At 40.2% G+C, this 22839-nt stretch carries 25 protein-coding genes and 3 pseudogenes; 16 read left to right on the forward strand and 12 right to left on the reverse strand.

Features of this window, described 5'->3' with window-relative positions; translation table 11 throughout:
• Nucleotides 1-77 precede the first annotated feature (77 nt).
• The 4 genes from DWW85_RS08095 (at nt 78) to DWW85_RS08110 (ending at nt 2328) form a co-directional block, all read left to right on the forward strand.
• Entirely contained in the window at nt 78-860 is a 783-nt protein-coding gene (locus DWW85_RS08095) for a protein-ADP-ribose hydrolase (RefSeq protein ID WP_117808292.1), read from the forward strand.
• Between the two features lie 178 nt (nt 861-1038).
• Nucleotides 1039-1473 (forward strand): cupin domain-containing protein, encoded by a 435-nt coding sequence (locus DWW85_RS08100; RefSeq protein ID WP_117808293.1) that lies wholly within the window; start codon nt 1039-1041, stop codon nt 1471-1473.
• Nucleotides 1474-1489: 16 nt separating this feature from the next.
• Entirely contained in the window at nt 1490-1822 is a 333-nt protein-coding gene (locus DWW85_RS08105; RefSeq protein ID WP_021944795.1) for a carboxymuconolactone decarboxylase family protein, read from the forward strand.
• A gap of 68 nt (nt 1823-1890) precedes the next feature.
• Nucleotides 1891-2328, forward strand: coding sequence for a DUF3783 domain-containing protein (locus DWW85_RS08110; RefSeq protein WP_117808294.1), 438 nt, complete (start codon nt 1891-1893; stop codon nt 2326-2328).
• 101 nt (nt 2329-2429) lie between these two features.
• On the opposite strand, the gene aguA is transcribed toward DWW85_RS08110, so the two are convergent.
• The 4 genes from aguA to DWW85_RS08130 all read right to left on the reverse strand — a co-directional run bounded on the left by aguA (nt 2430) and on the right by DWW85_RS08130 (nt 5942).
• On the reverse strand, nt 2430-3527 hold the full coding sequence (gene aguA / locus DWW85_RS08115) for an agmatine deiminase (RefSeq protein ID WP_117808295.1): 1098 nt from the start codon (nt 3525-3527) through the stop codon (nt 2430-2432).
• 205 nt (nt 3528-3732) lie between these two features.
• Entirely contained in the window at nt 3733-5025 is a 1293-nt protein-coding gene (locus DWW85_RS08120; protein ID WP_117808296.1) for a serpin family protein, read from the reverse strand.
• Nucleotides 5026-5191: 166 nt separating this feature from the next.
• Nucleotides 5192-5812, reverse strand: coding sequence for a hypothetical protein (locus DWW85_RS08125; protein WP_117808297.1), 621 nt, complete (start codon nt 5810-5812; stop codon nt 5192-5194).
• A complete protein-coding gene (locus DWW85_RS08130; RefSeq protein WP_117808353.1) occupies nt 5796-5942 on the reverse strand; it encodes a sigma factor-like helix-turn-helix DNA-binding protein in 147 nt (48 codons plus the stop codon). The genes DWW85_RS08125 and DWW85_RS08130 overlap by 17 nt, the downstream gene beginning before the upstream one ends.
• On the opposite strand from DWW85_RS08130, the gene DWW85_RS08135 reads away from it, so the two are divergent.
• The 7 genes from DWW85_RS08135 to DWW85_RS08165 all read left to right on the forward strand — a co-directional run bounded on the left by DWW85_RS08135 (nt 5943) and on the right by DWW85_RS08165 (nt 11235).
• Complete coding sequence (locus DWW85_RS08135; RefSeq protein WP_242996100.1) at nt 5943-7346, forward strand: DUF4368 domain-containing protein; 1404 nt, start codon at nt 5943-5945, stop codon at nt 7344-7346.
• A complete protein-coding gene (locus DWW85_RS08140; RefSeq protein ID WP_054325472.1) occupies nt 7271-7648 on the forward strand; it encodes a TnpV protein in 378 nt (125 codons plus the stop codon). The genes DWW85_RS08135 and DWW85_RS08140 overlap by 76 nt, the downstream gene beginning before the upstream one ends.
• Nucleotides 7649-7988: 340 nt before the next feature.
• Nucleotides 7989-8549: a sigma-70 family RNA polymerase sigma factor gene (locus DWW85_RS08145; RefSeq protein WP_117808298.1), complete on the forward strand. Its 561-nt coding sequence runs from the start codon at nt 7989-7991 to the stop codon at nt 8547-8549.
• Nucleotides 8546-9238, forward strand: coding sequence for a hypothetical protein (locus DWW85_RS08150; protein WP_054690455.1), 693 nt, complete (start codon nt 8546-8548; stop codon nt 9236-9238). Before DWW85_RS08145 ends, DWW85_RS08150 begins: the two co-directional genes overlap by 4 nt.
• Nucleotides 9239-9626: 388 nt before the next feature.
• Complete coding sequence (locus tag DWW85_RS08155; RefSeq protein ID WP_054325471.1) at nt 9627-9818, forward strand: hypothetical protein; 192 nt, start codon at nt 9627-9629, stop codon at nt 9816-9818.
• Nucleotides 9799-10821 (forward strand): AAA family ATPase, encoded by a 1023-nt coding sequence (locus DWW85_RS08160; RefSeq protein WP_173783928.1) that lies wholly within the window; start codon nt 9799-9801, stop codon nt 10819-10821. Before DWW85_RS08155 ends, DWW85_RS08160 begins: the two co-directional genes overlap by 20 nt.
• 180 nt (nt 10822-11001) lie before the next feature.
• Nucleotides 11002-11235, forward strand: coding sequence for a plasmid recombination protein (locus tag DWW85_RS08165; protein ID WP_242996102.1), 234 nt, complete (start codon nt 11002-11004; stop codon nt 11233-11235).
• 15 nt (nt 11236-11250) lie between these two features.
• On the opposite strand, the gene DWW85_RS08170 is transcribed toward DWW85_RS08165, so the two are convergent.
• Both DWW85_RS08170 and DWW85_RS12935 read right to left on the reverse strand, forming a co-directional pair.
• Complete coding sequence (locus tag DWW85_RS08170) at nt 11251-12345, reverse strand: plasmid recombination protein (RefSeq protein ID WP_278286977.1); 1095 nt, start codon at nt 12343-12345, stop codon at nt 11251-11253.
• 100 nt (nt 12346-12445) lie between these two features.
• Complete coding sequence (locus DWW85_RS12935) at nt 12446-12811, reverse strand: RNA polymerase sigma factor (protein WP_242996105.1); 366 nt, start codon at nt 12809-12811, stop codon at nt 12446-12448.
• Nucleotides 12812-12970: 159 nt separating this feature from the next.
• Between DWW85_RS12935 and crcB the strand changes: the two genes are divergently transcribed.
• The 5 genes and pseudogenes from crcB to DWW85_RS08205 form a co-directional block, all read left to right on the forward strand.
• Entirely contained in the window at nt 12971-13333 is a 363-nt protein-coding gene (crcB, locus tag DWW85_RS08185) for a fluoride efflux transporter CrcB (protein WP_117808299.1), read from the forward strand.
• A gap of 42 nt (nt 13334-13375) precedes the next feature.
• A complete protein-coding gene (locus tag DWW85_RS08190) occupies nt 13376-14584 on the forward strand; it encodes an amidohydrolase (protein WP_117808300.1) in 1209 nt (402 codons plus the stop codon).
• Nucleotides 14585-15128: 544 nt separating this feature from the next.
• Nucleotides 15129-15617, forward strand: coding sequence for a pyridoxamine 5'-phosphate oxidase family protein (locus DWW85_RS08195; RefSeq protein WP_242996106.1), 489 nt, complete (start codon nt 15129-15131; stop codon nt 15615-15617).
• A 61-nt stretch (nt 15618-15678) separates the two neighbouring features.
• A complete protein-coding gene (locus DWW85_RS08200; protein WP_021944804.1) occupies nt 15679-16161 on the forward strand; it encodes an HD domain-containing protein in 483 nt (160 codons plus the stop codon).
• A 476-nt stretch (nt 16162-16637) separates the two neighbouring features.
• Nucleotides 16638-19283: pseudogene (locus DWW85_RS08205) on the forward strand (SrtB-anchored collagen-binding adhesin); the annotation flags it as partial.
• Here DWW85_RS08205 and DWW85_RS13115 read toward each other — a convergent pair.
• The 6 genes and pseudogenes from DWW85_RS13115 to DWW85_RS08240 form a co-directional block, all read right to left on the reverse strand.
• A pseudogene (locus DWW85_RS13115) lies at nt 19273-19527 on the reverse strand (sigma-70 family RNA polymerase sigma factor); the annotation flags it as partial. The pseudogenes DWW85_RS08205 and DWW85_RS13115 sit on opposite strands and share 11 nt — an antisense overlap.
• A 294-nt stretch (nt 19528-19821) precedes the next feature.
• Nucleotides 19822-20082: pseudogene (locus tag DWW85_RS08215) on the reverse strand (topoisomerase DNA-binding C4 zinc finger domain-containing protein); the annotation flags it as partial.
• Nucleotides 20083-20251: 169 nt separating this feature from the next.
• Nucleotides 20252-20989 carry a 23S rRNA (adenine(2058)-N(6))-methyltransferase Erm(B) gene (erm(B), locus tag DWW85_RS08225; protein ID WP_001038795.1) on the reverse strand — a complete coding sequence of 246 codons (738 nt, stop codon included), beginning with the start codon at nt 20987-20989 and terminating at the stop codon, nt 20252-20254.
• Between the two features lie 124 nt (nt 20990-21113).
• The gene (locus DWW85_RS08230) at nt 21114-21197 is read right to left on the reverse strand and encodes a 23S rRNA methyltransferase attenuation leader peptide (RefSeq protein WP_001814874.1); all 84 of its coding nucleotides are present in this window, start codon (nt 21195-21197) and stop codon (nt 21114-21116) included.
• Between the two features lie 20 nt (nt 21198-21217).
• A complete protein-coding gene (locus DWW85_RS08235; protein WP_003060411.1) occupies nt 21218-22060 on the reverse strand; it encodes an ABC transporter permease in 843 nt (280 codons plus the stop codon).
• Nucleotides 22050-22820 (reverse strand): ABC transporter ATP-binding protein, encoded by a 771-nt coding sequence (locus tag DWW85_RS08240; protein ID WP_003061398.1) that lies wholly within the window; start codon nt 22818-22820, stop codon nt 22050-22052. Before DWW85_RS08240 ends, DWW85_RS08235 begins: the two co-directional genes overlap by 11 nt.
• Between the last annotated feature and the right edge of the window lie 19 nt (nt 22821-22839).

A 22839-nucleotide genomic window follows, 5' to 3' on the forward strand; every position in this document is an offset into this window, starting at 1 on the left:
AACGGATGAAGGATTTCCAGAGATAGTGTAATAAATAGTAAAACAGAAAGTCTAAATATGGAAGGAAGCAGAGATTGATGAATCACGAGGAACAGAGAAAATGGCTGATCCGGAATTTGCTGGATGAAGATACATATTATAAGAATTACAGAATTCCGGAAGATGAACAGGAACAGAAGGATCTTCTGCGCTCCCTGATGAATGTACGGATGCCGAAGAAGATCAGTCAGGAATTTTTAAGGATTCAGGACGAATATCTGACGGAGGAAAATGAAAAGGCAGGAGTCATAGATCTTACAAAGTTGTTTCCGACAAAATCAGATGACCGGATCTATCTCTGGCAGGGAGATATAACAGCACTAAAGGTGGACGCAATCGTGAATGCCGCAAACAGTCAGATGTGCGGTTGCTTTCGTCCAATGCATAATTGTGTGGACAATATCATTCACTCAAAGGCAGGAATAGAGCTCAGGCTGCGCTGTAATGATATCATGCAGGCGCAGGGACATGAGGAGCCGACCGGACAGGCAAAGATCACACCGGCATTTAACCTTCCATGTAAATATGTACTTCATACAGTAGGTCCGATCGTGCAGGAACGGCTGCGGAAGGAACACGAAGAATTGCTGGCATCCTGTTATCGTTCCTGTCTGGAACTTGCAGAAGAAAATGGAGTATCAAGTATTGCCTTTTGCTGCATTTCGACAGGCGTATTCATGTTCCCGAATAAACGGGCAGCGGAGATCGCAGTAGAAACCGTGCAGAAGTATCTGGAAGAAACAGGAAGCCGGATGCAGGTGGTATTTAACGTGTTCAAGGATGAGGATTTACATATATACAAAAGGTTACTTGAATACTGAGAATACTTACTTCATAAAAACTTCATACAAAAAAGTTCTTGACTTGGAGTAAAGTTCAAAGAGTATGATAGGAGTGTACGAAAAAGGTATACTCCTTTTTAGTATATAAATACGGAAAGCATCAGAGCATAGGCGCATAAGCGCTGAAACAAGTTTAAGTAAGATGGAGAGTGATAGTATGAAGACTACAAACAGAGAAGAATTTGAGAAGCAGAACGTATTTGGAACAGGAAATGCAAATACAGCATTTGCACAATATTTTATTGGGGATTCCTTTTTGAATCCGCTGACAGACACGAAAACAGGATTGTTTCTTGCAAATGTAACCTTTGAGCCGGGATGCCGGAATAACTGGCATATCCATCACGCAACAAAGGGCGGCGGACAGCTCCTGATCTGCACAGCCGGAGAGGGCTGGTATCAGGAAGAAGGAAAAGAGGCAGTCAGTCTTGTACCGGGAACTGTAATCACGATTCCGGCAGAGGTAAAGCACTGGCATGGTGCAAAGAAGGATAGCTGGTTTTCCCATATCGCAGTAGAAGTACCGGGTGAGAACTGCAGTAATGAATGGTGCGAACCGGTCACGGATGAAGAATATAATAAGTTAGCATAGGAAAGGTGGATCTATCATGGCAGTAAAACAGACAGCAGGAAGAACACAGCTTGGAGAATTTGCTCCAAAGTTTGCAGAATTAAATGATGATGTATTATTTGGCGAGGTATGGAGCAGAGAGGATAAGCTGTCCCTCAGAGACCGGTCACTGGTAACTGTAGTTGCATTAATGGCACAGGGGCTTACCGATGAATCCTTCCGTTATCATCTGATGAGTGCAAAGGCAAACGGAATCACACAGGAGGAAATTGCAGAGATCGTTACACATGCAGCATTTTACTGTGGATGGCCGAAGGCATGGGCAGTATTTCGTATGGCAAAAGAAGTCTGGGCAGAAGAAGATAAGTAGTATTGAGTCTCTTGCATTTCTTCTAATCCTGTGGTAGTGTGAAACGAGATATACAGACAGGAGACAGCATGGAAAAGTTAGTATTAATACATGTAACAGACAGCGAATACCGTAAAATACAGAATATTGCAAGCCGGATGAAGATCACCGTAGATCGGATACCGGATGAGATAGTGACAACGAATTATAAGCTGGGTGAGCTTGTAAATGGAACCTATAAAAAAGCAGCAGAAATGGCAGATGCAACGGATCAGACTGGGAAAAACGCAGCTAAACATTCTTCGAGTGCAGTGACTGCGGGTATGCAGATAAAGAGCCGGGCAGACAGCCTGATTCTTTTATGTAATTTGAAGGAAAAACGTCTGGACAAGATGCTATTCGAGCTTCGGCATGGTGATGTGAAAGTGGATTACAAGGCGATCCTGACACCGAGCAATCAGAACTGGACAGTGAAGCTTCTTATGCAGGAGCTTCGCAAGGAGCGGTTTGTAATGATGCGAAAGTAGAAAATGGAGCGTACAGAGAGAACTCTGTATGCTCCATTTTTTGTAGTGAATTTCGGTGATGCAATAGCAGATTTGCTATGATAAAGATGGCAGACATCATGTCAGGCTTTCGGCTGCTGTTGGGTGATACAGTGGATATTGCCGCCGCCGTAAGCAATTTCTTCGGTACGGACACCGACAACCTTACGTTCCGGGAACATGGACTGTACCTGACGGATTGCAAGAGCGTCATTTTCATCACCGTACTGTGGCAGGATGATGCCGCCATTTACGATCAGGAAATTCAGATAAGAGGCGATCGCAAGGTCGCCGTTTTTTCTTGGAGTGCTTCCGGGGACTGCATCGACTGTTTCCATGCCCTTCAGATAAACCGGAGCTTTGGTTGTACAGAGCTTATGGACGATCAGCTTCCTGCCTTTGGCATCTACAGCATTTGACAGGGTGTGGTAAGCGACCTGTGCTTCTTTATAGAATGGGTCAGTCGGATCATCCGTATAGATGCAGGCAACTTCACCGGGACGGACGAAGCAGGCGACATCATCGATATGTCCATTTGTCTCGTCGGGATCGATGCCGTCCTTGATCCAGATGATCGTATCGACATTCAGATAATCTTTTAATTTCTGCTCGATCTGAGCTTTTGTGAGATGAGGATTTCTTCCCTTTGACAGCAGGCACATCTCGGTGGTGATCAGTGTACCTTCCCCATCGACATGAAAAGAGCCGCCCTCTAATACGAAATCATCAGTTCGGTAAGAATCAATCTGTTCCAGTTCGCAGATCTTGGATGCGATCTGATCATCCTTATCCCATGGAAAATACAATCCGTCGACCAGTCCGCCCCAGGCATTAAAGGTCCAGTCACAGGCACGGGTTTTGCCTTTATCATTTATCAGAAAAGTTGGTCCCATATCTCTGCACCATGCATCGTTACTGCTCATTTCAACGATCCGTACGCCGGCAGGCAGCATGGTTTTTGCATGTTCATATTGTGCGGCAGATACGCACATTGTAACAGGTTCGAATTCTGAGATCGCAGCAGCTACATTTGCAAATGTTTTTTGTGCCGGTTTCGCACCGGCTCTCCAGTTGTCGGTTCGTTCCGGCCAGATCATAAAGATCTGCTTTTGTTCTTCAAATTCTCCCGGCATACGGAAACCGTCAGCCTTTGGGGTCGAGTTTGTAATAAGTTTCGCCATTCCTGTATCCTCCTTGTATCGCAAATAAAATATCCATATCGTGTTTGAAAAATCATCTCTTGCAGGAAGGAGATTTTTCAGTCTTATATTTGATAAAACAAAAAAAGGAGCAACTCATTTTCTGAATTGCTCCGTTGCATGTGTCTGTATTTATTTCTTATTACGATAGCACAGAGATTATTGAAAATCAATATGGAATTGGATCTTACAGATCATTTACCCGTCCCATGAACAGGATCATTCCGGTATCCTGATCTTCAATGACATAGACAAATGGCTGGTCAACGATGAAGTTATAGGTTTCTTCCGGTGGCATCATAGCAGTTTCCTTTATTATGATATCCGTCTCCGCGGCAGCCTTTGTTCCGTTTTCATCAACGATCACTTTTGCTTTGTGAGAAACGGAAGATACCGCGATGCCATCTGCGATCTTTGAGAAATCAGCAGAAGCATATGCAGACCGGATTCCAAGTCTGTTCAGGATATCATCCAGACCGTTGATACTCTGTTCATCTGTGAATTTTGGAAGCTGAATGGTCTCTATCTCAGGAGAATCAGCATTATCCAGAGAGTCGATAAGTGCCTGTTTCTCATCACTGCTTAAAGCATCGAACAGGTTGGTGATCGTATCGCCTTCTTTAGATGGAAGGAATACTTTCATTACAACAGAATCACCATCGTAAGGAAGTACGATTCCTTTTATCGATCCGCTATCCGCATAAGAGAATCGTTCATCGTACAGATGCATCATTGGTACGGTAGAATCTCCGTTTGTTCCGTGAAAAGTATCATCGTATGTGTTACCCTCTGTAAATGGTGTCTGCCATTTTCCTTCAAAGTAAACCGCATTAATGAGCATCATAACAGTATTTGTCGAAAGTTCATTCATGATGGATGGGATCATCTGATTTGTATGTTCATTTACCCAGTTGTTTACATCCTTCACAACCTGATCGGCATGATCCGTAAAATCGGCTTCATATATCTCACCATGGTAATAGGTCTTGGCCGGAAGCAGAAAATCATCTGAGATATTAGCCGCCCAGTCTTTTCCGGTGGTCATCCAGATGGAATTTGCAGTATTTACATATGTCTGCTTGGACCAGTCTTTGTTCAGATAGCTTTGCATTTCCGTATTCCAGGTTGAAAGATCTTTGATGCCAAGTGTTGATTCCAGTTCCGTTTTCGTTTCGCCCCCGGCACCCTGATCGAGCATGGACAGTGCACTGGAAATACTGTAAGGGGAATAAAAACAGTTGCTGTCTTTTGGAAGTGCATCATACAGGTCAAATGCAAAATTGTTGACACCGTTTTTAAGTTCCTCATAGGAATCGACGGGCGCCGGTTTTGCTCCGACTGCGATGTCACTTCCGAGTTCCTTTGATGCTAAAAGTTTTTGTTTGGTGACGCTGCCGCCATTATTATCTGCGTTTCTGCATCCTGCAAGACTTGTGCACAGACATGCACCAAGTAATAAGCTGATTATCTTTTTATTCATAAATAATCCTCCATTTCTTTCGTGGTCAGATATGAATAATACTAACATATATCAGTGAATAAGAATATTCAAAAAAATATATAGTCTTATCAATGTCCGGTTTATTTGCTTCTTTAATTTACATACGAAAGAAAATGGAGGATTTATGGAATTATTTTAAAAATTTTTATTCTTCGGTCACGGAATAGGTGGCAGCTTCATCTGATAAGGATTCCGCATCTACACCGAGATCTTTTTCCGCATTTACAAACCATGCCGGAGTATCGGAAGATACATTCATGTTGTTGAAGATATAAGTACCATCTGCATCAAACAGATATTCGGCATAGCCATAATCATCGGCAGTTCCGCCTATGACGATCACATGTGTGATATGATCGGCATCCGTGTAATCATATCGGAAGTAGGTATCTGTACTGCATTTGTCTGTGATATCGGTCTGCTGTCCGTTCAGGGTGAAATACAGTCTTCCGGCTTTCGTGGTGACATAGGTTTGATCGGTTGATTCGATACGGAAAGACATGGTAGCGTCTTCTGCATCGTATTCGACCTTCGTACCATTTGCAGTAGAGAATACCTTATGCATCCAGGTGCTTCCGGTTGCTGCCAGACAGATGCCATTTGACAGACAGAAGATGGCTGCCAGTCCGGCAACTGCGTAGGAAAGTCTGCGTGTGATCGTGTGGATCCGCAGCTTCTTTGAGCGTTCCGGGGTGATGTTGATGACTGCATCTGAGTGGATCATGTCAAATGTTTTCTTATAGCGTTCTTTATTCTGATTGTTCATAGTCCCAAGCCTCCTTTAGGGTGTCACGAAGCACGGTACGTCCGCGGTTTAACCGGACCTTTACGTTGCTTTCGCTGATCTTTAGAATGTCTGCAATTTCCTTAATGGAATAGTCTTCATAATAAAACAGATGTCAACCATAAGAGCGATTTTAAGCAGACAGGAATATCTCGGTCATACTGTTTTGCGTAAATCGGTCAGCACCAATTTCAAACTGCACAAAAGAAAGAATACCGATGAAGATGAACAGTATGTATTTTATAATACGCACGAGCCTATCATCTCGCAGGAACTTTGGGACAGCGTTCAGAAGCGAAAGAAACGAGCGAACAGGACAGCGGCAAGAGGAACGCATAGCAACCGTTTAAGCGGTTATCTGTACTGTGCGGATTGTGGCAGAAGAATGACCCTGCAAACGCATTACAGTAAAAAAGACCGTTCGGTGCAGTATTCTTACCGTTGCGGCGGATATGCAAGCAAAGTAAACTCCTGCTCTGCCCATTCAATTAGTGCTGATAATGTTGAAGCCTTGATATTATCGGCTGTCAAACGATTATCAAGATTTGTTCTGAATGACGAAGAAGCCTTTGCAAAGGAACTTCAAGCACTTTGGAATGAAAAGCAGACAGAAAAGCCAAAGCACAATAAATCGGAATTGCACCGTTTTCAGAAGCGATACGATGAATTGTCTAAACTTATTCGTGGCTTGTATGAAAATCTTGTTTCGGGATTACTGCCCGAAAGACAGTATAAGCAACTGATGAAGCAGTACGATGACGAACAGGCTGAGCTGGAAACGAAGATTGAGGAAATGGAAAAGGAACTTACCGAAGAAAAAGTAAATGCTGTTGATATTAAGCATTTCATTTCTTTAATTCGCAAGTGCAAAGAGCCGACAGAAATTTCCGATTTGATGTTTGCTGAACTCATTGACAAGATTGTGGTTTATGAAGCAGAGGGTGTGGGAAAAGCAAGGACACAAAAGGTTGATATTTACTTCAACTATGTCGGGCAGGTCGATATTGCCTATACAGAAGAAGAACTTGCTGAAATAAAGGCACAGGAAGAACAGATTGAGATGGAACGCTTGGCAAAACAGCGTGAGCGTGAAAAAGCCTACCGAGAGAAGCGAAAGGCGAAAAAACTCGCTGAAAACGATGGAGAAATCGTCAAGACAAAGATATGTCCTCACTGTCAAAAAGAGTTTGTGCCTACAAGTAACCGACAGATATTCTGTTCAAAAGATTGTTGCTATCAGGCAAGGCAGGACAAGACAAAAGCCGACAGAGAAGCTGAAAAAGGAAATCATTATTATCGTCAGCGTGTCTGTGCTGTGTGTGGCAGTACCTACTGGCCTACACACAGTCAGCAGAAATTCTGTTCCGAAGAATGTCAAAAGATAAACCATAACGAGAAGTCTTTGGAATTTTATCACAAGAAGCAGAAGGAGAAATCAGAATGCAAAGATTTATTACAGACGAAAGAACTGGTATCCAGTACGAACTCATCGGAGATTATTACTATCCCTGCTTGACGATAGAAAACGAAGAACCGCCTACGCTCACAAAATACGGAAGAATGAGGGAAAGATATTTGAGGGAGCATAGGAAAGTCTTATATTGCAATCTGCTTACAAGCGGAAAGTTATATGAACACCTTGCTGAAATTGATACTTCGGCGTGTAATATGGCGGAGTATCTGATAAAGGAAATGGCAAGAAAACAAGGTGTGACGGAACAACTGAAAGCGGAGGATATGATGAGATGGGTCGGATTGATGAATAATATCCGAGCCTGTGCAGATGAGATTGTATTGAACGATATTGTGTATTCCTAATAGCATACCAGCCGAAAAGGAACTGCTGTCTTTACTGATGGCAGTTTTCTTTTTCGGGAAGTATTCAAGAAGTCATTAAGTCGTGAGTGTAATGGAAGTGGTTAAATTGAAAGTTCATAAAGATGGTATGATGTGTTAAAATGAGAGTGATGAATTGTAATTTTCCGCATTGAATATTAAGAGACTTGTAGGTGTAAGCCTTTTGCTGTTTTATTATATTCTTTCAAAAAATGAAAGCTAATCTTTGAATAAATATTTTTTGAATTTAAGTGACGCTTGACACATTTTTCCCGTTTATTAGGGTGAAAGGCCTTAATACAAGGGAAAGGAGGAGAAGCCTATGGATGATAAGCAGATATTAGATTTATATTGGGAGCACTCCGAAGCTGCTATATCCGAAACTTCAAAAAAATACGGAAAGTATTGCAGATACATAGCCTTTAATATTCTTCACAATGACGAAGATAGCGAGGAATGTGTAAATGATACTTATTTAAGAGCTTGGAACAGCATACCGCCTAACCGTCCATCTGTCCTAAAAACTTTTTTAGGGAAGATTACTCGCAACCTATCTTTGGACAGGTACGAACTGCTTAATGCAAAGAAACGTAATGGTGGGCAAATGCCATTGGTTTTTGATGAAATACAAGAGTGCATACCATCGTTGGATAGTACAGAAAACATTGTTGAAGAAATCGCTCTAACGGATATTCTCAACCGCTTTCTTTCTTCCCTGTCATTAGAACAGCGAAAAATCTTTATGAGAAGATATTGGTATTTATCGCCCATTAAAGAAATTGCAACGGAATATGGTATGAGCGAGAGCAAAATCAAGATGTCATTATTTCGTTCAAGGAACGAACTCAAAAAATTGTTAGAGAAAGAAGGTATCTCTGTATGAAAGAAAAGAAACTTTTAAGGGCATTGGGAAATGTCGATAATCAGTATATTAAGGAGGCTGAACCTATGAAAAAAACAAGTAAAATAACTAATCGGCAAAAATGGGTGTCTGTTGCAGCTTGCTTCGTACTCGTTGCTGTGATTGGAGTGGGAGTTTTTCAAAGCAATCTGTTTGGTACAAAAAACGATATTGCCACGCTGAATGATGGAGAAACAATTACTTTTGTTAAAAATGACTTATCACAATCTTCAATTAACTTAAATGTAACAACAAGACCTTTGAGCGATGCTGAAATTGAAATGCTTTTTGCAGACTTGCCTGTTACCGCAGATGCTTATTTTGATGCTGACAATCATAATATTCTGGGTTTTGAGGGAAAAATTGATGATACAAGAATGGTAGTTTCTAAACAGGGTGTAAATCTATTAGATACTATCATTGATGGAAATACAATCACTTCAAGTGTAGACGGCGTTGATATCAACGCAGGATATTTCGTAACAAAGTCAAATAGTCAAGGTGTCAAAACCGTAATATATTATGCAACCTTTGATATGGGAGAGAACACTATTTATGTAGAGTATTCTGGCGTTGAAAATGAAAGTGAAACTGTAAAAAACAACTTGGCAGACACAATTTTGAAGTTGATTGAGAACGGTGCATTTGATTTGAGCCAAATCCAAGAATAATCTGCAAATTTCATATACTAAGAACTTGATGTAACACCCTATACCCTTAAAAAATAGGGAAAGTAATATAAAGCCCCAAAAAACAAGTCTAAAAAGCTCTATTAGAACGGTATCTTCGCTTTTTGCCTGTTCTTATGATTATAATTTTAGTGGTCACGTTTTTTGCTACTTGAATGACAGAAAACATCGTAGAAATACGGTGTTTTTTGTTGCCCCAAACCCTACAATTTCATACATAACCACAGGTTAGTACAAATACCTTGCGTGATTTTTTTGAAAGGCTTAGAAAGGCAATTTTGCCCGATTTTCGCCCCGAAAAATGACAGAAACAAGGCTCTGAGTATCTTTCCTGTGGTTTTTTTATTTTCAGACGGAAAGGAGGATTGATATGCCGAGAATGAGTAAGAAACGGAAACAAGATTGGGCATTGTTTCTGAACGAAAGAAATCGCATTACCTACAACGAACTTTGCAGAAAATGCAGTAATGACTGCAAGCAGAGTTTCCGTTGTATCGTGGTGCTTTGCCCTAAGTATTTATCGAAAAGGAGAACGAAGAAAAATGAAGCAAATGGAAAATGAAATGAATGTAAATGTCCCTCTCGAAGTTATTAAGGCAAGTGAGATTGAGCCGAAGGAAGTGAAATGGCTGTGGTATCCGTATATTCCGTACGGCAAGGTTACGCTGTTGCAGGGCGATCCGGGCGATGGAAAAAGCAAGTTAATGCTGTCAATCGCCGCACTGCTCTCTAAGGGCGAACCTCTGCCTTTTACTGAAACGGAAGAAAATGAGCCTATGACTATCATCTATCAGACAACGGAAGATGATGCAGACGATACGGTAGTACCCCGATTTAACTCTGCCGGTGGGAACGGAGAAAACCTTATCTTCATCAAGGAAGATGAAAAGTCTTTATCCTTTGGAGATAACCGTATTGCTGAAGCAATCGAAAAGTATCACGCAAAACTTTTAATTCTTGACCCGATGAGTTCCTATATCGGAGAGAACTGTTCAATGAACAATGCCAACGAAACAAGGGCAGAGTTTAATCACTTGATTGCAGTTGCAAAAAATACTGGCTGTGCCATCGTGATTATCGCCCATATGAACAAGATGAGAGATATAAATCCTCTTTATCGCACCAACGGTTCGATTGATATTGCGGGTGCTGCAAGAAGTATTCTTGCAATCACACGCACACCGAACAAAGAAGCACCAGCGGAACGATATATGGTGCAAGTGAAATCTAACCTTGCCCCGACAGGCTCGGCAATTCTTTTTGAGGTGGCAGAAAAGGGAGTGGACTTTATCTCTGAAATGGAAATGACAGCAGAAGAAGCGTTCCAATCCCTCGCACCCAAAATGGGCAGACCGAACGAAAAGGAAATCAAGGCGAAAGAATTTCTTTTGGAAATGCTGAAAGACGGAGAAATGCTTTCTTCGGATTGCGAAGAAAGACTTGAAGCCGCTGGGTTCAAAAAATCGACCATCAAAAAGGCAAAGAAGAAAGCAGGAGTTATCTCCCGAAAACAAGGCTTTCTGTGGTACTGGTCTTTGCCGATGGGCGATATACCGAGAGAATAAAAGCAGGCTGTCTGATGGCGGGACAGTCTGTTTTTATGATGGAGGTATCAAAAGGAGGTCAAGGGGGAACACCCTTGCCCACGACATCTTTGCAGACGAAGTCTGAAAGTGTCATAGTGGGTTACACACATTCAGAGAATGTTGTGTAATGGCTTCGCCCTGTCTGGAAAGGAGAGAAAAATGGCAAAAACCAATAAGGCGGATATGAGTTGTGCAAGGGTAAAACAGTACACCGCTTTTGATGTGAGCAAGGCGGAAAGGCACAATGAACGCAAGAATGAAACCTATGAAAATATGAATGTGATTACGGAACGCATAGCCCTTAATGTGCATTTCAAAAAACCGACTGTCCCAACCTATATGGAGCAGTTAAAGCAGATGGAAACAGACGGGTTAGTATCGCTTAAGTCGTGAGTATAATGGAAATGGTTATCTTTCCATACCACGCTTGTTTCTTCGTGCCTTAATACGCTCTTGTCTTTCTTTTTCCCTCGCTTCTTTTTCGGCTCGTTCCTGTGCTTCCTTAAAAGAAAAAAGTTGCTTCACTTTTTCGGTAAAAAGTTTAGCAACTTCGGGGAAATGCTCCAACGCTTCAAGAAAAGGTCTGCACTTTTCTTTCAGTTCGTTGTATTTGGTTTTCATTCTCTCCAATGCGTTTGCACTGTCAAAATATTTCTGTCGGTAATAATTTGCACTCTGCTCCAACTTATTGATTTCCGCACGACTGGTAATTCCCTCTTTTGCAAGGGCAGTCAGTTGTGAGTAGTCCTCTTTGGATATTGCCATCTTGCCCGTAAAGGTTTTCTGTCCCATACCGTCAATCTCGTTTAAGGTCTTTGAGATATGACGGGCAGGCTCATATTTAACCTGTTCCTTTTGAATACGCTTCTGCAACTTCTCCAATCGTTCTTTGTCCTGTTGGATTTGATATTGCAGGGAAGTTAAATGCTCTGCTGTACTTCCGTATTCGCCACGCTGAAAGCCTTTGAACCCTCGTTCCGTCATATAATTAAACAGTTCATCTTGCAGTATGCTGTACGAAGCTCGAAACATCGGCTTGCCGTTCTTCTTTAACAATGGATTTCCTTTTTCATCGGTCATTGGAATATCCGATTTCCATTTCTTTGAATGGCTTATCTGATTAACCACTTCCTTGACCGTTCCTCGCAGTTCGGGGTTTTTACAACGCTTACTCCATAAGATTTCTTTCTCCACAACAGGCAGAACCATTGCGTGAAGATGATAATGGTAAACCTCTTTTCCCAGTTCCTCGGTTGCGGCTACATTGATTTCATCAGCGTGCATTACTGCCGATATAACATTATCAGCACCGAATTTTTCTTCGATGAAATGATAGGCTTCTTCATAAAACTGCTTTGCATATTCATAACCACCGTTACGCTCGAAGTACATCGTATTCACATCAATCACAATCTCATTGAAAAGGGTAGCGTCTTTCCTCAGTCCACGAATGACTTCTTGATATGTTCCGATGAAACAGGCTGTATTTGTGGGGTGTTCCAAACGGAATGCCCCACAGTCAATTTATGAAAAGGAGAAACGGACTATATGAAAGAAAACACTTTATCTTATACAACGCGAATAGGCAAAACAACTTTTATTGTCAATGTGAAGCAATCGGAAAGTGCGAAGAAGCCTTTGAATACGGTGTTTCAAGAAATATGCCGACACGAGATGTTAGGCGTTTTTTCAGCAGATAAATATTTGAATTTAGAAAACTTACAAAAATCATCTTGACAAACTCGTTCCCGAAGGTGCGAAGCATATTTTTTGACTGATTGATCGTAACCCGGATCAGCCATGCCCGGATATGCATTTCATCGTTAAAATCCACGGCACCTGAATGATAGCGTAGAAATGTTTCCTGAACAACATCTTCGGCATCCTCCCGGTTCTGACAAATGGAAAATGCAATGCGGAACAGATTGTCCTGATACATTTGTATAACAGTTTGTGTTGGTAATCGCATAGTCACATCCTCTTTTCTTGTGTTAAAAGGCCTTTCAATAATAACACAATTCATCCGGTTTAAAGGTTACAAAAATACAAATTATACTTGCATAAAATTTGTATTGTTTTATCATTTGATAGTGTAGGTATGAAATGACAGAAAGAGAGAAAAGATAAAATGGTAAAATGTTTGTTAGTTGGCGTTGGAGGCGGCATAGGTGCAATTCTTCGATATTTGATTGGTTTAATACCGGTGGGAGCACAAAACAACTTTCCGATAAAAACATTATTGATTAATGTAATAGGAGCATTTGTTATTGGCTTAATTTCTGTGTCGGCAGAAAAGTATCAGGTATCACCACTTCTGGTTTTGACATTAAAGACGGGAGTGTGTGGTGGATTTACGACGTTTTCTACATTTGCGTTGGAAACAGATCAATTAATACAGAGCGGGAATTACGGATTTGCGATACTTTATATAGGATTAAGTGTGATATTAAGTGTTGCTGCGGTGTTTGCTGCACAAATACTTATGAAGTAACGATGAAACGATGAAGATTTATGGGAATAGAGGGCTGACGATATGGATAAGAGAGAGCAATATATAGATAAACAGATTATAGAGCAAATAATGGAACTGCGAAAGCAGCTCCACCGGATCCCGGAGCATTCCATGCAGGAAGTAAAGACAAAACAGTTGCTGATGGATTTCTTAAAATCGCATACAGCATTAGAGATCGTAGATTGTGGGGCGTGGTTTTATGCGGTGAAAAGAGCAGATGATCGGGTAACCACAGAAAATGATAAAACATTCCATGTGAGTGAAGTGGCTGCGGAAATACCAGAGCAAATGGAGGAGTATAAGCAGCCGATTGCATTCCGGGCAGATATGGATGCGGTATGTGGCAAAGATGGAAAGCCGGGGCATTTCTGTGGACATGATGGACACAGCAGTGTGCTATGTGGACTTGGCTTGTATCTGGACAGCAGAAAAGATCCGTTGGCACAGGATGTATATCTGATCTTCCAGCCGGCAGAGGAGATTGGAAAGGGTGCAGAGCTTTGCAGAAGCCTGATCAAAGAAAAGCATATCGGAGAAATCTATGGCTTTCATAATATACCGGGGAAGCCGCTTGGAACGGTACTTGTGAAGGATGGAACATTTGCATGTGCTTCAACGGGCTTAGAGATCCACATGACAGGAACGCCGAGCCACGCAGCATATCCGGAAGCTGGCAGAAATCCCGGATATGCACTTGCCGGACTTCTGCTTCAGATTGAAGAACTGACAAAGCAGTTTAATGAGACGAAGGGATTTGTCCGCATGACTTTGATCGGGATGAAACTTGGAAGTGAGAACTACGGTGTAGCGGCATCGGACGGGTATCTGAGACTTACCGTTCGAAGCGAAGGCGAACAGGTATTTCGTGAGTATCTGGCAGAGATCCGTAAGCTGGCAGAGGTTATGGCACAGAAGGAAGCTCTGGAACTTTCGATAAAGGAGATTGAACGGTTTCCATCTACGGATAATCATGCGGAACAGGTGCAGAAGATCCGGGCATGTGCGGCTTCTCACCAGATTCCATATATAGAGCTGCCTGAGCCGATGCACTGGTCGGAGGACTTTGGCTGGTACTTGCAGGAGACAAAGGGCGCATTTTTCGGCATTGGTGATGGAGAGGATTATGCCCAGCTTCATACAGAGCATTTCGAATTTCCCGATTCCATACTTGAAACCGCAGTTACTATGTTTGCCGGGTTGTGTGTTGACATAAAAGAGGGGGAATGTTAATATAATATCAAAAGATGCTACCGATAGACGGTTAGCCTTGATAATGTTTTGGTCACAAAAAGGACCGCTCACAGTTTACCGGGCTGGGCGGTTTTTTTGTGCCTATTTATTGCTCTTAGAACCAACGGTATAACCAAGAGCAAAGCAAGTAATGCATAAGCTGATAATGGCTATAAAAAGCTCCGTTGTAAGCATAAGCACCGACCTCCTCAACAGATTTCCATAAATGGATTTCTATGTAAACACAGGCTATAACTCCTGTGGAGAAGACTGACCGCCTACCGAATAGGGTAGCACCGTGATTATTATATCAAACAAATGTTCTGCATGCAACTTTAAATAATTATAAATGTTCACTTGTCAGATAACACAAATCTGGTATATAATAAAAAAGAACAGAGAGGTTCGACGATGTGCGAATTCTCTGTTTTTTTTACTTTATAGGAAAGTACGCCCTATTCATAAGTTTATTGTTGATGATTGAGGGATGGAAAATAAGTCTTTAATAATAATTTAAGCCCAATGTGGCTAAAAGGAGAACATAATGAACAGACCAATGAGAAGACAAAAATGTGAAGTTACAGATCCGGTGAAGATTGAGCAGATCATAAAGAAAGCAGGCGTGGTTCACCTTGGTATGGTGGATGAGGGAAAGGCATACATTGTTCCATTACATTATGGATATATTTATAAGGATGGTGGACTTACGTTATATATGCATGGCGCAACGGAAGGACGCAAATATGACGTGATCGCAGCCAATCCAAATGTATTTATCGAGATTGATACAGATATGGTACTGACCAGTGGTGGTGAAGTTCCATGTGAATATGGGGCAAATTATGCTTGCGTGATGGGAGAAGGAACTGCCAGCATTCTGACCGATGTTGATGAGAAGGTTATGGGACTGGAGCTTATAATAAAGAGTCAGCTGGGAAGAGATTTTATCATTACAGAACCAATGACAAAATTGGTGAATGTGATCAAGGTTGTTGTTCCGGAATTATCGGTAAAAATGAACCAAGAAAAATAAATAGTTGGCAGTAGTTGAATGATGTAAGAGACAGAGATTAGGAAATTTAGGAGAATCCAAAATGGAAGCGAATCGTATCGAAGAAAAAATATATAAATATGGTGCGGATATCCTGGCATCAGAGGGTATGCAGAAAGAAAAAACATTTGTGCAACATGGTTCAATAACCTGTTACGATCATTCCCTGCGGGTGGCGGAGAAAAGTCTGGAGCTTGCAGAGAAATGTTCCGCATATATTGATGAACGGTCGCTGGTGCGTGGAGCACTGCTTCATGATTATTTCTTGTATGACTGGCATGAGAAGGATGGCGGACATCGGCTGCATGGTTTTTTTCATGCAGAACGAGCCTTGCATAATGCCAGACGGGATTTCAATTTGAACTTCATTGAGCGGGATATCATCCGAAAGCATATGTTCCCACTCAACATAACACCTCCAAAGTTCCGGGAGAGCTGGATCGTAACATGGGCGGATAAGTTGTGCGCCGCCGAAGAAACCACCAGAGTCCTCCGCCTTGCCGTCACAAAAACCGTCAGAGGCTGATCATAATGCAGCATGCTGCATATAGCTAAAGAATAATATTGACATCTATAGAAAAAGAACAACATTATACATATTTTCGCAAGCTGTTTGCAGCCCGATAAGTGTATGATCTTGTTCTTTTTTTATTACGTTTTTTGATAGAAATTATTGATTTATGTAAGTACATCCTATAAAATAAAAAAGGTTTCTATTAAAAACACAATAAAAATCTGATTATCCGCTAAAACACAGTATCTATCAGCATTTTCAAGGAAACAAACACATCAATTTACTACTTATTTACTACCATTGAATGAGCCTTGATACGCAAGTTTTCCTAGATATGCAAAGATATGGTACAGCACATCAGTATTGAAACAAGAAAAATTGAATAACTCATAGACTATGGAACGCCTAAAATGACGTTCCTTTTCTATTTTCAGCCGTTCATTATGGACGGTTATTTTATTACCAAAAATGAAAGGAGCATTAGATTTATGAAAAAGATGTTAAAACGATTGTGTACGGGCTTCTTAGCTCTTGCAACTGTCGTTACTGCTTTGCCGACTACACCCGTTCATGCAGAAAGTAAGCAATACTGGACGGAGTCAAAAGAGCGTGTCGGTATCGTTGAAAAAGTAATGAATGACGGTTCGATTGGTTCTACCTTTAATGAGGGACATTTGACCGTTGAGGGCGAGGACGCTTACTGTATCGACATTAACACAGACTTTAAGAATGGCTACAAGACCAGAGCTGACGCAAGCACCCGTATGAGTGCCGACCAGATAAGCGACGTTGCCTTATCTATCGAATATGTAAAACAGTACACAGACAGCCACAACGGAATAAGCAAAAACCACGCCTACCTTTTAAGACAGCTTGTTGTCTGGCAGAGATTAAGCGTACATCTTGGCTGGCAATGCGATAACGTGCGAGCTTCTTATGATGAAATTCCAAAGGCAACGCAGGACGAAGTTTTCGCTGGTGCAAAAGCCTTTGTCAAAGAGAATAAAGGACGCTATGAATGTGGCGGTTATATCTACTCTGGCGAGGGGCAGGAATTGGGACAATTCTGGGCGAAACTCAATGTTGGAAATGCGAAACTTCAAAAGACTTCCAGTAATACCAGCATTACAGACGGTAACGGGAATTACTCTATCGCTGGTGCGACATACGGTGTCTTTGCTGATAAGGACTGCACGAAACAGCTTGCCACCCTTACGACTGATGAAAACGGAAATACAGATGTCGTAGAGGTAACGGCTGACACAGTCTATATCAAGGAATTATCCGCACCAGCAGGATATAAGGTTGATACAAATATATATTCCTTAAAGGTTGAAGCTGGAAAGACAGCGACCTTGAACGTATCAGATACACCAAAGGTAACAGACACTTTGATTGAACTCTTCAAGATTGATATGGAAACACAGAAAGACAATCCGCAGGGGAACGCTTCTTTAGCAGGTGCGGAATTTACATGGAAGTATTATACTGGCTTCTACAATAAAGACAATCTCCCTGCCGAAGCTACAAGAACATGGGTTACAAAGACAATCGCCGAAACAGACAGCGACGGTACAATCCACTATGTTACAAAATTAGCGGACGCATACAAGGTATCTGGCGACAGTTTCTATATGCAGGACGGCAAAGCCGTTCTTCCACTTGGAACACTAACCGTAGAAGAAACAAAAGCTCCAAACGGTTACTTGCTGGACGGTGCATATATGCAGGCTGGCGATAAGTCCGAACAGATTAAGGGCTTATATGTAACACAGATTACCGAGGACGGCGACCTTGCCGTATTGACTGGAAGTAACCAGTTTTCTGTATCAGACAAGGTTATCCGTGGCGGTGTGAAAATTCAGAAACGAGATTTAGAAACGGGCGATACAAAACCACAAGGAAGTGCCACTTTGAAAGATACTGCCTTTGACATCATTTCCTTAAATGATAATGCGGTACTGGTTGAGGGCAAGCTATACAAGAAAAATGAAGTGGTAAAGACAATCCATACAGACATTGAGGGTGTCGCTTCTACGTCTGCTGACCTTTTACCTTATGGAAAATTCCGTATCGTTGAGAGTGAAGCTCCAAACGGATATTTGACAGACGGTGCAAAACCGATTGATTTTGCAATCACAGAGAATGGAAAAATCGTTGATTTAACCGACGAAGCCCATTCTATCTACAATCAGATTAAGCGTGGAGATATTGAGGGCGTAAAAATCGGAGCAGGCACACACAAGCGTCTTGCTGATGTTCCCTTTAGGATCACAAGCAAGACAACGGGCGAAAGTCATGTTGTGGTAACTGATGATAACGGGCAATTCTCCACTTCTTCTGACTGGGCTTCTCATAAGCATAATACCAACGCAGGAAAGACCAGCGAGGACGGTGTATGGTTTGGAACTTCTAAACCAGACGACAGCAAAGGGGCGTTGCCTTATGATACCTACATCATTGAAGAAATGCGTTGCGATAGTAACAAAGGCTTTGAGCTTATCCCACCTTTTGAAATCGTGGTATCAAGAAATAACCTTGTGATTGATTTAGGTACTTTGACTGATGAATACGAAAAAGAAATCTCTATCCATACCACAGCGACCAGTAAGGACGGCGAAAAGACAATCCTTGCAGGAAAAGAGGTAACAATCGTTGATACCGTCAAATTAGACGGACTTACAAAAGGCACAAAATATCAGCTCAAAGGCTGGCAGATGTTAAAGGAAGAAAACACCGAGCTTCTTATCAATGGAAAGCGTGTAGAAAATGACTATACCTTTATCGCTGATGATGAAGCTATGAAAGTGGAAATTACTTATACATTCAATGCGTCCGAGCTTGGCGGTAAAAATCTGGTAACATTCGAGGAATTATACGATTTGAGCAATCCAGAAGAACCCGTAAAAGTTGCGGAACATAAAGACATTGAGGACGACGGACAGACGGTACTTATCACAGAGCGTATCATCAAAATTCATACGACTGCTACCGATAAGGACGGCAACAAAGAGCTTGAAGCTGGAAAAGAGGTAACAATCATTGATACCATAACCTTAGAGGGCTTAGAAGTCGGCACACAGTACAAACTTGTAGGCTGGCAGATGTTGAAAGAAGAAAATGCAGAGCTTCTGCCAATTCATCATCAAGGACACGAATATCAATGCCACATACTGAAAAGATTGTATAATCTGTTTCGTAGTCGTCCCAAACAGCCATTTTATCAACAAGGACATCTGGCAATTCGCTGAAAGATATTTCTTTATTCTTACGACGGTTTAATTCCTTGTAATAATCTTTCACGACACTACGGACAACTTTCTTTAAACAACTTTCAAAACGACATTGAACTGTTTTCTGGAAGTCAGACGGTTTCATCAATCTCACCTCCTTTCCTTTATGATTTGAAAAGTGTTTATCCCTCTTTCCGCACCATATAAGGACAGCTAGGTGTGATTTAATGACCTCTTTTGAAAAATTTTTTAAATTTTTTCGGGTATGAAAAAAGCCCGCACAAAACATATAGTCTGTACGAGCCTTTAAAGCTAAAACATAGTAATATTGTATCATTAAGAATCACAAATCACAAGTGATTTGTGATTAATCACTTGTGATTTGTGATAAGTGATTTGTGATTAATATATAAAAGCCCTCTTTAAAGGGCTTTTATGTTTATTTTGAAAAAGAGATAAAATCAATATATCCCTTTTCCCCAATTTTTACAACGGCATTGTAGGGCTTTTTCTCTTTGTTTTTGATTCCTTTTACCAGGGTTTCTTTTCCCTCCAGTAATTCTTTTACATTCGTTTTGGTTAGTTTTTTCTTTCTAAAATGTTCAGCTAAAGTAAACTTACATTCAGGATAATTTGAACAACCATAAAACGATTTTTTTAATACAATATTGTTGCCACACTTAGGACATTTTCCTACAAGGGGTCCCGAGCGCTTAGTGGGAATTTGTACCCCTTATCGATACAAATTCCCCGTAGGCGCTAGGGACCTCTTTAGCTTCTTGGAAGCTGTCAGTAGTATATCTAATAATTTATCTCCATTCCCTTTAGTAACGTGTAACTTTCCAAATTTAAAAAAGCGACTCATAGAATTATTTCCTCCCGTTAAATAATAGATAACTATTAAAAATAGACAATACTTGCTCATAAGTAATGGTACTTAAATTGTTTACTTTGGCGTGTTTCATTGCTTGATGAAACTGATTTTTAGTAAACAGTTGACGATATTCTCGATTGACCCATTTTGAAACAAAGTACGTATATAGCTTCCAATATTTATCTGGAACATCTGTGGTATGGCGGGTAAGTTTTATTAAGACACTGTTTACTTTTGGTTTAGGATGAAAGCATTCCGCTGGCAGCTTAAGCAATTGCTGAATCGAGACTTGAGTGTGCAAGAGCAACCCTAGTGTTCGGTGAATATCCAAGGTACGCTTGTAGAATCCTTCTTCAACAATCAGATAGATGTCAGACGCACGGCTTTCAAAAACCACTTTTTTAATAATTTGTGTGCTTAAATGGTAAGGAATATTCCCAACAATTTTATACCTCTGTTTGTTAGGGAATTGAAACTGTAGAATATCTTGGTGAATTAAAGTGACACGAGTGTTCAGTTTTAATTTTTCTGACGATAAGTTGAATAGATGACTGTCTAATTCAATAGACGTTACCTGTTTACTTATTTTAGCCAGTTTCGTCGTTAAATGCCCTTTACCTGTTCCAATTTCGTAAACGGTATCGGTTTCTTTTAAATTCAATTGTTTTATTATTTGGTTGAGTACTTTTTCACTCGTTAAAAAGTTTTGAGAATATTTTATATTTTTGTTCATGTAATCACTCCTGAAGTGATTACATCTGTAAATAAATACAGAAGTTAAACGATTTGTTTGTAATTTTAGTTATCTGTTTAAAAAGTCATAAGATTAGTCACTGGTAGGAATTAATCTAACGTATTTATTTATCTGCGTAATCACTGTTTTTAGTCTGTTTCAAAACAGTAGATGTTTTATCTACATTACGCATTTGGAATACCAACATGACGAATCCCTCCTTCTTAATTACAAATTTTTAGCATCTAATTTAACTTCAATTCCTATTATACAAAATTTTAAGATAACAGTCAAGAACATATCTGCACAAGTTGTAGATATACCATAAATGCTGATAATCAACATGATTACGCTTACCATCAAATAAGTAAGTGTTTCTTGCTTATTAAAATTATCCATAGTACAACGTGAATTCCAGAGAAAAAGAGAAATCGCACCAAGAATAATACTTAAAACAAAAATGACATTTCTTTTTTTACTGTCACGGAACATTTTCTTTTCATTTTGTTTGTCAAAATAAAGAAAATCACGTATCGTCATTTTACTTATTCTTCTTAATAGATTAAGCAAAACCAAAACATAAATAGTTAAAAAATAAATTATCAATAGTCCAATAGAAACGAAATTCAAAGAAATAAAGAGAGTTTTTGGAATACCCAGTAAGTTTACAATTACTAACGACACAAACTGGCTGAATAAAAAGCCAATAGGAATAGCTAATACAAATGCTAAAATTCCCAACAGTATATTTTCAATTACAACTAAGTGGGCAATTTCTTTTTTCTTAATGCCAAGAAGCATATATGTTCCTAATTCTTTACTTCTTTTTTCAAACATAAATTTCGTTGTATAGTTGATCAAAAAGCATATCACAAAAATAATAAGAATATTTACAGCGAACAATGAATTCTTAAATGCATCCATACTGGAACATAACTTTACAATTTCATCAGAATTTGCCACCAAATTAAAAGCAAATATAAGAGAAAAGGATGCAGTAACGGTTATCAGATAAATCAAATAATCTTTAATATTTCTTTTTGTATTTCTATACGCTAACTTACCTAACATTTCCCACTTCACCTCCGAGCAAGGTTAATATATCCAGTATTTCATTGAAGAAATCTTTTCTGCTTTTTTCCCCTCTGAAAATTTCATTGAATATTTTACCGTCTTTCAAGAACAAAATACGTTCACAGAAAGACGCACTAAACGGGTCATGTGTTACCATTAAAATAGTAGCCTGCATTTTCTTGTTGATTTCAGACATTGTTTCCAGTAATAATCTGGAAGCTTTTGAGTCCAAAGCTCCCGTCGGTTCATCAGCTAAAATCAGTTTCGGTTCATTGATTAAGGCTCTAGCACAAGCACAACGCTGTTTTTGTCCGCCAGAAACTTCATAAGGAAATTTCGATAAAATATCACGAATACCCAATTTATCGGCGATAGCATGAACTCTTTTCTCAATATCAGTAGGGTTCTGTTTGTTGATAACCAATGATAAAGAAATGTTTTCTCCAATCGTTAAAGTATCTAAAAGGTTGAAATCTTGAAAAATGAACCCTAAATTTTCACGTCTGAAATCAGCAAAATCTTTATCCTTGATTTTGGTAATATCTTGATTATTGACTGTAATGTGTCCGCTGGTTACAGTATCAATCGTAGAGATACAGTTTAATAGGGTAGTCTTTCCAGAACCACTAGCTCCCATGATTGCGACAAATTCGCCCTTATCTACATACATAGAAATACCGTCTACTGCCTTTGTGATATTTCCAGAGTTACCCCCGTAGTATTTTTTTACTTGCTCTAAATTTAAAATGTGTTCCATTAAAAATCGCTCCTTTCTT

The sequence above is a fragment of the Clostridium sp. AF17-21AC genome, from assembly GCF_003461365.1.
In the GTDB taxonomy this organism is placed as follows: Bacteria; Bacillota; Clostridia; order Lachnospirales; family Lachnospiraceae; genus Coprococcus; species Coprococcus ammoniilyticus.